This is a genomic window from Mesorhizobium sp. M0800 (genome assembly GCF_040320095.1).
Taxonomy (GTDB): domain Bacteria; phylum Pseudomonadota; class Alphaproteobacteria; order Rhizobiales; family Rhizobiaceae; genus Mesorhizobium.
In genome coordinates this window covers 1-12,427 of sequence record NZ_JAMYOZ010000044.1, presented here as the reverse complement: position 1 = coordinate 12,427, position 12,427 = coordinate 1, and the positions used below count along the sequence as shown (strand labels likewise).

The following is a 12,427-nucleotide window of genomic DNA, read 5'->3' as shown; positions in this document are numbered from 1 at the left end:
GACCGATGTCCCGTGCGTTTCACTCCCTCGCGATCCCCGCAACGGCGGGCATCGGTCTTCGCTCGCCTCACATCAGCGAAATGCTGACCCGACGGCCTTCCGCAGGCTGGCTCGAGGTTCACGCCGAAAACTACATGGGAGACGGCGCCGGCGTCGAAGCGCTGGAACGACTGCGCCAGACCTATCCGCTGTCGGTGCATGGCGTTGGCCTGTCGCTGGGCAGCGCAAGGGGCGTGGATCACGACCATCTCCAAAGGCTGCGCAAGGTTTGTGAGCGATTCCAGCCCGATATGGTTTCAGAACATCTCGCCTGGAGTGTCGCCGACGGCGCCTACCTGAACGACCTGCTGCCGCTGCGCTATGACGAAGAGGCGCTGGCGATCGTGGCGCGCAATGTCGAAACCGTCCAGGACACGCTGAAGCGGCGTGTGCTCATAGAAAATCTGTCCGCCTATGTCGCCTTTGCGGACTCCTCGATGAACGAGGCCGAGTTCCTGGCCGAGCTCGTCACGAAGACCGGCTGCGGTCTGCTGCTGGACGTCAATAATGTCCAGGTCTCGGCGCATAACCTGCAATATGATGCAAAAGCCTTTATCGATGCACTGCCGGAAGGGGCTATCGGTGAAATCCATCTTGCCGGCCATGCGACCAATCAGGTCGGGGCCGACACCGTGCTTATCGATGATCACGGCTCACGTGTGCCACCGGTCGTTTGGACGCTCTACCAGCATGCCATAACCCGGCTCGGACCGCGCCCTACCCTGATCGAATGGGATACGGACGTTCCCATTCTCGATGTGCTGCTTGGCGAAGCCATGTGGGCCGACATGCTGTCCGCTTCGATCATGTTCAACCGCAAGCAGGCCGCGAGACAAACCGCGGCAGCCGCGCCCCGGCCGATGCCCACCCTCCTCCCCTTTGAAGGCGTGAGGACCAGTATGCCCGTGCTTGCTGCTTTTGCCGCCGCCAAGGCCGGCGCGCCGATAGCGTTGCCGCCAATAGAGGGAGGATACCATGCTGCCGCTTGAAGACCTTCAGACCATCCTGGCACGTTCGGTGCTTGCAATAGAGCCGTTCGACGCTGCAAAGCTGCTGACCGCCGGCAGGGCCGATCCGCTGGCGCGGCTGCGCGTTTATCAGAACAACACGCGCAGTTCGCTGACAGCTGTGTTGATGGCCGTCTTTCCCGTCACGGTTCGCCTTGTCGACGAGCGCTTCTTCCGGTTCGTGGCAAGCGAGTTCATTCGGCGCCATCCGCCGGCAGAGTCGCGGCTGGCGCACTATGGTGCCGGCTTCCCGCGATTCCTGAAATCGATCGATACGCTGTCCGATATGCCTATCGTCGCCGAGACGGCACGGCTCGAATGGGCCATCGCCGAAGCGCTCGACGCAGCATCCCCGCCAGCCCGCACCCTCACCGAATACGACAACACCGACGTGGGGCCGGCGCCGGATATCCTGCTGCAGCCATCTCTACGGCTGATCGTTTCGCATTGGTCGATCTTGTCGGTCTGGATGTTCCACCAGCAGGGCGCCTCGGTCGAACGACCAGGCGAGTGGAAGCGGCGGCCGGAACGCGTGGCGCTATGGCGGACCGGCGAGAGCGTTCGACTCGTGCTTCTCGATCGCGCGAATTTCGCGTTCCGCCACGCACTCAAGCACGGCTTTGGCCTGGAACAGGCCATAGCCCGCGCATTGGCACTCGATCCCGCATTCGATCTTGTGTCCGCACTCGTCCGCCTGTTCGGCGACGGGCTCGTCACCGGCGTGCGAATTCCCGCACGACCTTTCGCAATCTGATGGAGATAACCATGACGGCGATCCCTGAATATTCCTCGTCTACCCAGCACGGCCTTGTCGGCCTCTACCGACGTGCCATCAGGCTGCCGGAGCGCATACCGTTTTCGCTCGTTCAGCTCGCCGCCCGCATCGCGGTCGCGCACGTGTTCTGGCTATCCGCCCAGACGAAGCTCGCATCATGGCCGGTAACGCTGCAGCTGTTCGCCAACGAATACAATCTGCCGTTCGTCGATCCCGCAATTGCTGCGCCGCTGGCCACCGCGGCCGAAATCACAGGCTCAGTGCTCCTGTACTTCGGGCTGTTCTCACGTCTCGGCGCTCTGATGCTGCTCGGTGTTGTTTCCGTTATCCAGATCTTCGTTTTCCCGGAGAACTGGGCCGAGCATCTGCTGTGGACTTCGCTACTGCTTCTCGTGCTGACGCGTGGCGCAGGCGTCTTCTCGCTCGACCATATCGCCGATCGGATCTTGCGCACGAGACCATGAGGGGTTGCGGCATTGGCGAGGGCCAGTCCCCGAGCCGGTTCCAATCCGCACTATGCCATATTGCCGGACATCGATAGGATCTCGCCGCTGCAATGACCGATCGTCCCTGAAAAACGGCACTTCGCGCTAGCTAGCCGTCGCGCCAGATCAATCGCTCAAACCATCCCATTCGCACGTCGTTGCCGCCGATCACCGCACGGATCGCTGAGCGGGCTTTCCGCCAGAATTTCTGTACTAGCTGTGATGTGTGTCTTCGATGAGATGGAGAGTTGTAGCGGAAAGGCCCAATGTTTTCTTTCGAACGCCATGAGCTTAGCCGAGATAAATAAATTCACCCGTGAAGACTTTCGGGTAAGCCTTTGATATTTTTGACAATGGTGGGCCCGGAGGGAGGTCGTCTTTTCAACAAAAACAACCAATTAGCGGGTGGTTCGCCCAGCCATATGCTTCGTATGTTCTCGTATTCGGTGGCGATCCTAGCGCCGGGGATTCCGAATGATGCCCCCGCACTCGCGCGACACGTTGTCGGAATTAAAACAGCGGATCACGTAGGACTGCAAGTATGTTGCGGGACCACCGATACCAACACTCGCTTCGCAGCGACACATGGCTGTAAAGGACGCGGTCGTGGCGCAGCAGTGCCAGCCACTGGCGGCTGCTCGGGTGCAGCATTGCCGTCCTGTTCTACGGACGAAGCAAATCCGAGAGATTGTCTGACTTTTCTATTTTGTCTGTGAGGTCGAGCCCCGACAGGAGGTCGACCAGATGGCTGGTCATCAGGTCGGCCGCTTGGGAACTACGCCCCGCTTCGATTGCATCGACCAGAGCGTGATGGGCGTGTTTCTCACAGGTCGCGTCGCGCCGTTTCCAGTAGAGTGCGATGATGAGAGAAGAATGAGAGACAAGGTCGCGAACGAATTTGGTGAACACCGAATGTGCAGCGATTTCGGCGACGCCTACGTGGAAACGTGCCGACAGCATGATCGCCTCACTGTCCCGGCCGGCGTGAAGTGCTTCATGCTCCCTCTCGAGATGCTGCCGCAACTGCGCAATGTCGGATGGCACTGCTGCCTTCGCGGCAAGCCAAGCCACCTTTGGTTCAATCAGCGCTCGTGCCTCGAATACCTCTCGCGCTTCCACCGTCGATGGCTGGGCCACGAAGGCGCCGCGGTTTGGCTCCAGCCGCGCCAACCGGTCATGAGCCAGAGCTTGCAGGGCGGCACGAATGACGGTTCGGCTCACCGAATAGATCGACGCCAGCTCATCTTCCGGCAGCTTGGTGCCAGGGGCGAGACGGTGGCTGACGATGGCATCTCTCAGACCATAGTAAATCGGCGACCAGCGGGCTGCCGGTTTTTCGTCGCGGTCTTCTTCTCTGAGCACTGTCAACATGCTTCTCAACGCGCAGGCACGATACTGCCTGATTCATCCCTAACAGCTCAACGGTCGATGCAATCTAGTATCGCTTACGTGGCGGTCAATCCCGGGACACAGTATCTCAATTTGTGGGGCCAGGCGCGTTCTGGGTCGGCGGTATAGCTGCCGCAGCGCCCGCCGGAGACAGCGATTCATAGATGCCCGAAAACCGTTTGCCGCGGGGAGCAGCGTAGCCACCAATCTTCGATGTCCTCAGACCGACTCTGAAAAGGCTCTCTGCCAAGGTGACCGCGCAGGCGACACCGTCGAGTACGGGAACGCCGTGTTCCTCCGATAGGCTGCTTGCCAGATCGGCCATGCCTGCGCAGCCAAGAACGATCGCCTCCGCCCTGTCCTCGTTGATGGCGCGCGCGATCTCGTCCGAGATTCTGGCCCTGGCGTCCGAGCCCGGCAGTTCGAGATCGAGCACGGCAACTTCCGACGACCTGACTTTCGCGCAGCGCGACGCGAGGCCGTATTTCGCCAGGTTGTGCTCGATCGCGGGGACGGAGCGGGCGAGCGTCGTCACGACGCTGAACTTGCCGGCGACGAGACTAGCGAGGTGGAAGGCGGCCTCGCCGATGCCGATGACCGGGGCCTCGGCGGCGCAACGTGCCGCGTCCAGCCCGGTATCGTCGAAACATGCGATGACATAGGCATCGATAGCGGCCGCCTTGCTCATTTCGGCGACGATACCCGGAATAGCGAAGACTTCGTCGTAATAGCCTTCGATGCTCGGCGGACCATCGCCGGGATTCACCGAAACGATTTCCGTCCCGGCAGAAGCGACGCTCGCCGCGACCTTGCCGATCTTGGCGGTCATCGATGCGGTCGTGTTGGGATTGATGACGAGTATGCGCATGCCGATCAGCCTCAAATCTCGCCGCCGAGATAAAGATGCTTGACCCGTTCGTCGGTCAGCAAATCAGCGGAGTTCCCACTCAGCGCAACGCTGCCGGTAGTCAGCGCATAGGCTCTCTGGGAAATGCGCAGCGCCATGCGTGAGTTCTGCTCGACCAGCAGAACGCTGACTTTCTCGTCGCGATTGATCGCCACGATCGAGCGGGCAAGGTCCTGGACGAGCTTGGGCGCGACGCCCAGCGACGGCTCGTCGAGCAGCAGCAGACGCGGCTTGGCCATCAGCGCGCGGCCGATGACCAGCATCTGCTGCTCGCCGCCGCTCATCGTGCCGGCGGCTTGCGAATAGCGCTCCTTGAGGCGGGGGAAGCGGCCAAGCACCATTTCCAGCGAGCCAGCGATCTCGGCCTTGTCGGATCGGGTGAAGGCGCCCATAAGGAGATTGTCCTTGACCGACATGTAAGGGAAGACACGGCGTCCCTCCGGCACCATGGCGATCCCCATCTTGACGATCGCATCGGGGGCGGCGGCGTCGATGCGCCGGCCATTGTAGTGGATCTCGCCGGACTTGATCTTGCGCAGCCCAGTAATGGCGCGAAGGATCGACGACTTGCCGGCGCCATTGGCGCCGACCAACGCGACGGTCTCGCCCTCATTGACTTCCAGCGACACGCCCTTCAGCGCGTAGACGTGATCATAGTAGAGTTGGACATCAGCAAATTTCAGGATCTGGTTCATAGCCCGATGGCCTCGTCTTCGCTGCCGAGATAAGCCTCGATCACCTTGTCATTGTTCTGGATTTCCGCTGGCGTTCCCTCGGCGATCTTCTGGCCGAAATTCAAGACGACGATGCGGTCAGAAATCTTCATTACGGCAGGCATATCGTGCTCGACCAGAAGGATGGTGAGGCCGCGCTCGCGCAACCGTCTGACCATCGCCACCATTCTCATCGTCTCGTCGTGGTTCATCCCGGCGAAGGGCTCGTCAAGCAGCAGGATCGACGGGCTCGTGGCGAGGCCGATGGCGATGCCGAGAGCCCGCAAGTGACCGTGCGGCAAGTTTCGGGCGATTTCGCCGGCGAGCGACGACAGGCCAAGCAACGCCAGAATCTCGTCGGCTGATGCGCCAAAGGCTGCCTCGTCGGCCTTAGCCGTGCCAGTACCGAGGAAGAAGCCAAGCAGGCTCGCGGTGGAGCGCAGATGGTGAGCGATGATGACGTTGTCGCGCACGCTCATGTTTTTGAAGATCGTCGTTTCCTGAAACGTCCGGACGACGCCTTTGCGCGCGGCTATGTGCGGCGCGAGATCGGAGATGCGCTCGCCCTTTAAGCGCACTTCGCCCGATGTCGGCCTGAGGAACGACGAGATCAGCTTGAATAGCGTCGACTTGCCGGCGCCGTTGGGACCGATGACCGACAGAATCTCCTTCTCGCGCACCGAAAAGGAGATGTTGTTGACCGCGACGAGACCGCCGAAGCGTTTCGTCAGAGCCGAGACCTCAAGCAGATCGGCCATGGCTCAACCCTTCTTCCGGGTCGTGGCCGCAAGGCTGAGCAGCCCATTGGGCAGAAACAGCATCAGCACGATCATCAAGGTCGAGTAGATCAGAAGCTGGAACCGGCCAGTCTGGAACAGGAGGTCCCAGCCGAAATAAAGCACCAGCGTGCCGAGCATCGGCCCGAATACGTAGCCGAGCCCGCCGAGGAAGCAGTTCAGCATGAAGTTGACAGAGTCGGTGACCGTGAAGCTCGACGGATAGATCGACTGCGAGATGGCGGCGAAGATCGCACCGGCGACGCCGCCGAAGAAGGACGAGACGGCATAGGCTATGACGCGCAGATAGGCGATATTGACGCCGATCGACGAGGCCAGATCTTCGTTCTGCTGGAGCGACTGGCAGAGCTTGCCGACGCGCGAATGAACCAGCCGGTACACCACCGCGAAACAGACCAGCATAAGCGCGACCGCCAGCAGGTAGAAGGCCAGCCGAGAATTATGCAACGTGGCGAAATCCGGGATGATGGTGAGGCCCAGAATCGTGAGCGCCCCAGGCAGCGGGATGCTGACCATGCCCTTGGCACCGTTGGTGATCGGCAGCGCCAGCGCCAGAAGCCGCGCAACCTCGGTCAGCACCAGCGTCACCATGGCGAAGTAGACGCCGCGCAGGCGCAGGATCGGCAGGCCGATAAGTACGCTTGCGGCCGCGCAAAACAGGCCGGCGACCGGCAGCGTCAGCCAGAACGACCAGCCATAGGTCACCACAAGTATGGCCGAGACGTAGCCACCCATCAGCGCATACGCGCCCTGGCCGATATTGATCCGGCCGATGTAGAAAGTGAGCCACACGCCGGCACTGGCGATGCTAAGCAACGCCACCGAGGTGAGCGTGTAATAGAGGTCGATCCGGCCGCTGGCCGAGATCAGAACCGGCACGGCGATGAAGACGATCGCCAGAAAGGCGGCAACCGGGGCGATTTTCACGCTACGCGTCATGGCACCATCAACCCCACGGCTTGCCCATCAGCCCGTTGGGGCGGATCGACAGGAACACCATCAGCGCGGCGAAGATGACGAGGTAAGTGACGTCGCCATATTGGCGCAGCACGGTGAGGCCGACCGACTCCATCATGCCAAGGATGAAGCCGCCGGCGATCGCACCGCCGACAACGCCGGCGCCGCCGATCATCACCATCATGAAGGCCTTGATCGAGATCGGCCCGCCGATGCCGGAATTGACGCCAGTGATGGTGACCAAAAGACCGCCGACGATGCCCGCCAGCATGGCGCCCATGGCGAAGCCGATCATCGAATAGCGGTCGACCTGAACGCCCATCAATTGGGCGGCGACCCGATCCTGGGCCAGCGCCCGCATGGCTCGCCCGACCCTGCTGTACTGCATGTAGAGGACAAAGGCCGCGATGAAGACCAGTGCGAGCACGCCGACGACCATACGGTCATAGGGCATGATGATGCCGCCCTCGTTGAACACGCCCTTGACGATCTTGGGGACACCGCGCTGTTTTTCACCGAACAACAGCAGGATGACCGCGTCAAAAAAGAATGCCGTTGCCGCCGCGAGCAGCATTGTGCTTTCTTCGCGTAGACTTCGCCTGATGACAGTTCGGAAGAGGAATTTCTCCATCAGCGCGCCGACGACAGCGAGCGTCACGCCGGACGCCAGCAGCGCCACAACAAAAGGCAGCCCGAGTTGTCCGTAGATTGTGTAGGTGATGAACCCGCCCAGCACATACATCTGCCCATGGGCGAAGTTGAGCACGTTCATCAAGGCGAAGATAAGCGTGAGCCCCAGTGCGATCAGCGCATATTGGGCACCGAGGTAGAATCCGTTGGCGATGACCTGTTCCATTGACGCCTTCGATCTTCCGAGGGACCCGGAACATGCTCCGGGCCCCCGGCAACGCGGGAGGAAATAACCGCAGGAACCTAACCCTAATCAACCGAGCCGACGAACAGGGTCTGGAAGGCGCCGTCCTTGTACTCATTGACAACCATCGGCACCGCGAGCTGACGCTTCTGGCCGAAAGAGGTCGTCCCAACATAGCTCAGCTTGGCGTCGCCTTTCAGGTAAGGGTTGGGAGCCGAGAAGGTGTCGATGGTCTTCTTGAACTCCTCGACATTGTCGATTGCCGCCGGATTGGCCTTCAGCGTTTCGAGGATGTATTCGAGCGCATAGACCTTGGTATTGGACTCGTCATTGTATTCGCCGAACATCTTGGTGTAGCGGTCGACGAATTCCTTCATCGTGTCGGAGGCGATTTCCGGCGTGGAGGCGCCACCGACGGAGATGAAGCCGTTGGCGTACTCGCCAGCGCCCTCCTCCAGAACCTTGGCGTCCTGCGCCGTTTCGGTCGAGATCAGGCCCTCGAAACCGAGCTCACGGGCGGCGCGGATGAGCAGCGGCGCATTGGCGGGCGCGACGCCGGATAGCACCAGCAGGTCGGGCTTCAGCGAAACGATCGGCGTGAGCACCGGCGTGAAGTCGCGCGTGTCGTTCTGATAGGTGTCGTTCTGGGCGACAATCTCGAGGCCCAACGCCTTGGCTGCCTCGACGCCACCATCGCGCTGGCTCAACGGATCCGATTCATTGGCGGCAACGAAGGCGATCGTCTTCACCCCCTTTTTTTCCTTGAGATATTTGTAGATCGCCGGGCCCGATTGATAGTTGGCGATCATGCCGAGCACGGCATTCGAGGCAGGCTTCTGATAAAGCGCCTTCGGGAAAGCGTACGGGAAATAAATGATGCCGTTGGCCTCGGCGACCGGACGCACGGCGGCGGCACCGTCATCGACATTCGGGCCGACCACATAGTGGATGCCCTCCTGAGCCATCTTCTCCATGCCGGCGATGGCGCGCTTTGGGTCTTTCTGATCGTCGAAGGTAACGATGTTGACGTTGTAGGTGCTGTCACCGATCTTGACGCCGCCGGTTTCGTTGAGCCAGGCGGCACGCGTCTGCATTGATCGCACATTCGATGTGCCCCAGGCGGCGGCGGAGCCGCTGGTGACACCGACGAATCCGATCTTCAGTTCCTTGTTCTGGGCCTGCACGGACGGGATACCCATGGCGGCGATGGCCAGGGTCGAGACGGCGCCAAGCGCCATCGATTTGAGAGTCGCGCGTCGGTTGATCATTCTGCATTCCCCTTCTGGTTATCGCGCTTTGTGTTTTGCTCATCGGCTGCGCGGATGTCTTAAAGGGAAACCTGGATTGGAAAATTGTCAACATTATTCTTCATTTTCGTATACAATCGTGCGCAAGGTGTGCGAAGGAACGCTTGCGGATTTAGCGTCCGATGCTGTCGTACTGTCCACCACCCGCACCCTCGTCGCGCTATGCCGACGTCGATTTGCCGTCGAGGAGACCAACAGGGTCTCTTGCGACTCTCCCGCCCGGAGCGGCGGCGACTCTGATTTCCGCCTAGGTAGAGAGGAAGAGGTGGCGAAGCCGAGCGAACGCAGCGCGCGGATTAGGTCGCGAGCGATTGCAGAACGCCGGGGTCGGGAGGAGATGCTGCGGCTGACGTCCATCGGAACGAGCGAAGCGACGGGTCGTCAACGTTCTCAAGGAGATGATACCGCTGAGATTGCTGTTCGCTTCGTTTCCGACCTGGCCAGCGTTACACGCTCGGCCCAATGATGCGATCGTTGCTGGCGATCCCCAGGAGATCATTAAGGTGATCGATGCGTGGACGTTCGCCTGTGATATCCTCGAGGAAGCGCAATTGGATGTTGATCGCCACGGAAGGCGGATAACAGCTTGCACTTCGCTAGGTCATTGGCGCTCCATTTCCACCTCTGTCTCTAGACTTTCGATGTCGCGGGAGATCGAAGCGACAGCCAGCGTGCGCCCTTTGCGCTTGAAGCGCAGCAGGCAATCTTTGGCAATGATGTCTCCATCGACCGCGATCTCGTCCCATTGTCCGGCATGACCGACATAGTTGATGGGAATATTAATGCTGGCTCCAAAAGAACGGCACGGCGACGAATTTCTCGCGATGGCCGAGTATGTTGAGTGCTGCGGTTTGCCCCTGCCTCTCTGCTACCACCCAATGCTCGACCCGAATGTTCTCGCCAGTGTGAGGATCGGGCCACCGCGCAATGTCACCGGCGGCGAAGATCCCTGGCGCGCTCGTCTCCAGAAACGCGTTCACGACGACCCCGTCGTCAACGGTCAGCCCTGCCTTCTCGGCAAGCCCAGTCCGCGGTCGCACGCCGATGCCGACGACGACGAAATCTGCCGTCAACGTATTGCCACTACTTAGTTTCACGTTGGTGCCGTCGATGCTGCTCGCGGTATCTTCGAGACGGAATAAGACACCATTCTGCTCATGGAGGGCGCGGAGGAAGTCGCCCATTTGCGGACCAAGGACCCGCTCCATGGGCCGTCTCTCCGGTGCCACGACATGAACTTCGATGTCGCGCAAGCGCAGGGCCGCGGCAACTTCCAGGCCAATGAAACTGGCGCCAAGCACGACGGCGCGGCGCGCAGTCGTGGCTCGCTCGATGATCGCCTTGCAATCTGCGAGCGAGCGCAGCGTGTGAACCTGTGGCTGGTCGGCGCCGGGGATAGTGAGGCGGACCGGTTCGGCTCCGGTCGCAAGCAGCAGCCTGTCATAGGGGGTCCGGGCGCCATCAGCGAGTACAACCTCGCCAGAACGTGCATCGATGCTGACGACGTCCGCATTGAGATGCAGATCGATATCGTTCTTTGAGTAGAAGCTCTCCCGGCGGAGCGGGATCCAATCCTCCGGTGCTTTGCCGGCGAGGTAATCTTTGGAAAGATTGGGCCGATCAACGGGTGGCGCTTCGTCGTTGCTGAGCATGACGATGCTGCCATGATAGTGCTCGCGCCGCAGTTTTTCGGCCGCTGCGAAACCGGCCGCGCCGCCGCCGACAATGACGATATTCTCGGGAACCTGGCCGGAGCCTCTATCGCGCTGCTTCGGTGCCGTCCGCTTGCGCTTCTCGCCCACAAATATCCGTTCATCGCGTAGTTCCACCGACCAGCATGCGATTGGATTGAAGGCGGGGGCATGCAAGGCCTCGCCAGTGCGCAAATCGAAGCACGCGTGATGCCACGGACACCGGACAGTATCCCCCACCACAAGACCGTCGACGAGCGGCCCACCGTAATGTGTACATGCCGCCCCGATGGCGAAGACCTCAGCCCCGCGGCGCACCAGCAGTACCTGCTCGTTGCCACAATGGCCGACGAACTTGCCGCCATCGGGAAGATCGGCGAACGCGACGCCCTGGACCAGATCCGGCCCGTCTAATTTGGAATGACCTTCAGCCATTTTCTTCTCCCTTGGCGATACAGTGTCAAATCGCCTGGACGGCTAAGAAGCGGGAAACCTTCAGGTCCGCCGGCCTCGGAATACCTTCCGCCTGGCTAGTGCGCCTTCAGGTGCCCGACACCGCTTGTGCCCAAACGTCCGACCACATCATTTGTTGCCAGTGGGCGGCATGCACGCTTGAATTTCCGATCTCGTGCCCTTCGGCGACGAGCTTGCGGCAGCGCCTTTGTCGTCCTTGTGGGTCTGAAGGCCGTGCGCAGCCTAATAGATCGTCTGGCGTGAGGCGCGGCCCGCCAATCGAGCCAGCTTTGGGATGGACCTATCTATGGCGCGTGTAGGGAATGGGGTAAAATAAGCCGACAGCGGGCTCCGAAGGGTCGCAGTTGTTGTGAGTCTCAACGGTCGGAAAGTGCGAGCCAAGTTCAGATGTGTGAGCAGGGATTTGCATAAGTTCGTCCGTTGACTGGAAGACTGCACGAATGCGGCACGCTCGCGCAGCAAATCGATCGGCAGTCCTCGGGAGCCTACCATAAATCAATAAAATCAACGCGATACACCGTGGTTCGCCAATATTTGACTTGGCCAACCAAACCAAAATGTGATGCTAAGTCATTGATAAATAACGACAATGGTGGGCCCGGAGGATGCGCCAAAAACATTGATTTCATTGGCGTTTTCGTGGACCAGAATCGCCAGTATTCCCGCATCGTTCCGTACGGTCCTGCGACCGACGACCGAATATATCGGAAACCGTTATCGCCTCGCACCCTCGAATAGCATCAAACGGCGCCTCACGACACCCGTCGACCGCCCCATCGTAGGAACGAAAACGGAACTTTCGTGTGCAGTTTTGCTCCAACGTGGTCCGAATTGCGGATTCGCCGCACTACGCAGTCTCGGCAATTTTCAGCACTGCGTCGATCTCGGCCATCACCGTTGCCGGCGGCCGCCCTTTCTCCAGCGCACCGAGATTGTCCTCGACCTGCTCGGGCCGCGCGAAGCCGGGAACCGGCAGGGCGATTGCCGACTTGGCGAGTATCCAGCCGAGCGC

At 60.5% G+C, this 12,427-nt stretch carries 11 protein-coding genes and 1 pseudogene; 3 read left to right on the top strand and 9 right to left on the bottom strand.

The window, feature by feature from the left end; translation table 11 throughout:
• The first annotated feature begins 5 nt into the window (after nt 1-5).
• Genes bufB through NKI18_RS30600 form a run of 3 tightly spaced genes read left to right on the top strand, consistent with a single transcriptional unit; the run spans nt 6 to nt 2,285 of the window.
• A complete protein-coding gene (bufB, locus tag NKI18_RS30610; protein ID WP_352621160.1) occupies nt 6-1,028 on the top strand; it encodes an MNIO family bufferin maturase in 1,023 nt (340 codons plus the stop codon).
• Complete coding sequence (locus NKI18_RS30605) at nt 1,015-1,800, top strand: HvfC/BufC family peptide modification chaperone (protein ID WP_352621162.1); 786 nt, start codon at nt 1,015-1,017, stop codon at nt 1,798-1,800. Before bufB ends, NKI18_RS30605 begins: the two co-directional genes overlap by 14 nt.
• An 11-nt stretch (nt 1,801-1,811) precedes the next feature.
• Nucleotides 1,812-2,285, top strand: a complete 474-nt coding sequence (locus NKI18_RS30600) for a DoxX family protein (protein ID WP_352621164.1) — start codon at nt 1,812-1,814, stop codon at nt 2,283-2,285.
• A 684-nt stretch (nt 2,286-2,969) separates the two neighbouring features.
• Here the strand turns inward: NKI18_RS30600 and NKI18_RS30595 are convergent.
• The 9 genes and pseudogenes from NKI18_RS30595 to NKI18_RS30555 form a co-directional block, all read right to left on the bottom strand.
• The gene (locus NKI18_RS30595) at nt 2,970-3,677 is read right to left on the bottom strand and encodes a GntR family transcriptional regulator (protein ID WP_352621166.1); all 708 of its coding nucleotides are present in this window, start codon (nt 3,675-3,677) and stop codon (nt 2,970-2,972) included.
• A 106-nt stretch (nt 3,678-3,783) separates the two neighbouring features.
• Nucleotides 3,784-4,563 carry an aspartate/glutamate racemase family protein gene (locus tag NKI18_RS30590; RefSeq protein WP_031212558.1) on the bottom strand — a complete coding sequence of 260 codons (780 nt, stop codon included), beginning with the start codon at nt 4,561-4,563 and terminating at the stop codon, nt 3,784-3,786.
• Between the two features lie 11 nt (nt 4,564-4,574).
• The gene (locus tag NKI18_RS30585) at nt 4,575-5,297 is read right to left on the bottom strand and encodes an ABC transporter ATP-binding protein (protein ID WP_023679427.1); all 723 of its coding nucleotides are present in this window, start codon (nt 5,295-5,297) and stop codon (nt 4,575-4,577) included.
• Nucleotides 5,294-6,073, bottom strand: coding sequence for an ABC transporter ATP-binding protein (locus NKI18_RS30580; protein WP_023679426.1), 780 nt, complete (start codon nt 6,071-6,073; stop codon nt 5,294-5,296). The genes NKI18_RS30585 and NKI18_RS30580 overlap by 4 nt, the downstream gene beginning before the upstream one ends.
• 3 nt (nt 6,074-6,076) lie before the next feature.
• On the bottom strand, nt 6,077-7,051 hold the full coding sequence (locus NKI18_RS30575) for a branched-chain amino acid ABC transporter permease (protein WP_023679425.1): 975 nt from the start codon (nt 7,049-7,051) through the stop codon (nt 6,077-6,079).
• A gap of 7 nt (nt 7,052-7,058) precedes the next feature.
• Nucleotides 7,059-7,925 (bottom strand): branched-chain amino acid ABC transporter permease, encoded by an 867-nt coding sequence (locus NKI18_RS30570; RefSeq protein WP_023679424.1) that lies wholly within the window; start codon nt 7,923-7,925, stop codon nt 7,059-7,061.
• 83 nt (nt 7,926-8,008) lie between these two features.
• Nucleotides 8,009-9,211: an ABC transporter substrate-binding protein gene (locus NKI18_RS30565; protein ID WP_352621169.1), complete on the bottom strand. Its 1,203-nt coding sequence runs from the start codon at nt 9,209-9,211 to the stop codon at nt 8,009-8,011.
• A gap of 640 nt (nt 9,212-9,851) precedes the next feature.
• Nucleotides 9,852-11,376 (bottom strand): annotated as a pseudogene (locus tag NKI18_RS30560) (FAD-dependent oxidoreductase).
• 886 nt (nt 11,377-12,262) lie between these two features.
• Nucleotides 12,263-12,415, bottom strand: coding sequence for a hypothetical protein (locus tag NKI18_RS30555; protein WP_353021682.1), 153 nt, complete (start codon nt 12,413-12,415; stop codon nt 12,263-12,265).
• Between the last annotated feature and the right edge of the window lie 12 nt (nt 12,416-12,427).

Coding starts and splice junctions, on each gene's coding strand:
- NKI18_RS30605 (WP_352621162.1), top strand. CDS start 1,015: ATGCTGCCGCTTGAAGACCTTCAGACCATCCTGGCACGTTCGGTGCTT.
- NKI18_RS30600 (WP_352621164.1), top strand. CDS start 1,812: ATGACGGCGATCCCTGAATATTCCTCGTCTACCCAGCACGGCCTTGTC.
- NKI18_RS30595 (WP_352621166.1), bottom strand. CDS start 3,677: ATGTTGACAGTGCTCAGAGAAGAAGACCGCGACGAAAAACCGGCAGCC.
- NKI18_RS30570 (WP_023679424.1), bottom strand. CDS start 7,925: ATGGAACAGGTCATCGCCAACGGATTCTACCTCGGTGCCCAATATGCG.
- NKI18_RS30575 (WP_023679425.1), bottom strand. CDS start 7,051: ATGACGCGTAGCGTGAAAATCGCCCCGGTTGCCGCCTTTCTGGCGATC.
- bufB (WP_352621160.1), top strand. CDS start 6: ATGTCCCGTGCGTTTCACTCCCTCGCGATCCCCGCAACGGCGGGCATC.
- NKI18_RS30585 (WP_023679427.1), bottom strand. CDS start 5,297: ATGAACCAGATCCTGAAATTTGCTGATGTCCAACTCTACTATGATCAC.
- NKI18_RS30590 (WP_031212558.1), bottom strand. CDS start 4,563: ATGCGCATACTCGTCATCAATCCCAACACGACCGCATCGATGACCGCC.
- NKI18_RS30580 (WP_023679426.1), bottom strand. CDS start 6,073: ATGGCCGATCTGCTTGAGGTCTCGGCTCTGACGAAACGCTTCGGCGGT.
- NKI18_RS30565 (WP_352621169.1), bottom strand. CDS start 9,211: ATGATCAACCGACGCGCGACTCTCAAATCGATGGCGCTTGGCGCCGTC.